A 563-nucleotide genomic window follows, 5' to 3' on the forward strand; every position below is an offset into this window, starting at 1 on the left:
CCTGCGAACCGGTATCTTGAGTAGGCATATCCGGCTAAGGTAATAATCGTTACCTGTAAGGCCATGGTAATCACCGCAACGATTAAAGTATTAATATACCACTGACCGTATTGGGTTTCTGTAAACAAGCGTTCAAAGTTACTTAGGGTAAACTGACCTGAGAAGTTCAAGTTAAAGGCAATTAAGTTTCCACCCCTGAAGGCTGATGTAATGGTGATCAGTAAGGGATAGATGATGATGATTGCCATAAAGACTAAGAAGGCATAGGTAAAGAATTGGTTCCAGAAGCGGCCGCGTTTTTGCGTGTTAGCTAATTTTTTCTCAGCCATGGCTTAATCCTCCATTTCAAAAGCATTGGTGTATTTAAAGATGATCAGCGAAATCACAATAACTACAGTTGAGATGATGATGGTAATCGCGGACGATACGTTATATTGTGGCGATTGCCCTGTTGTCAACTTGTAGACCCATGAAATCAAGATATCTGTAGTCCCGGCATTGTTCCCTACTGAACCAGGTCCACCTTCATTAAATAGGTAAATCATTGTGAAGTTGTTGAAGTT

At 40.9% G+C, this 563-nt stretch carries 2 pseudogenes; both read right to left on the minus strand.

Annotation, left to right across the window (positions count from 1 at the left end):
• A pseudogene (locus ACRCJ0_RS18855) lies at positions 1 to 329 on the minus strand (sugar ABC transporter permease); the annotation flags it as partial.
• A 3-nt stretch (positions 330 to 332) separates the two neighbouring features.
• Positions 333 to 563 (minus strand): annotated as a pseudogene (locus ACRCJ0_RS18860) (sugar ABC transporter permease); the annotation flags it as partial.

The sequence above is a fragment of the Aerococcus sp. L_32 genome, assembly GCF_050689315.1.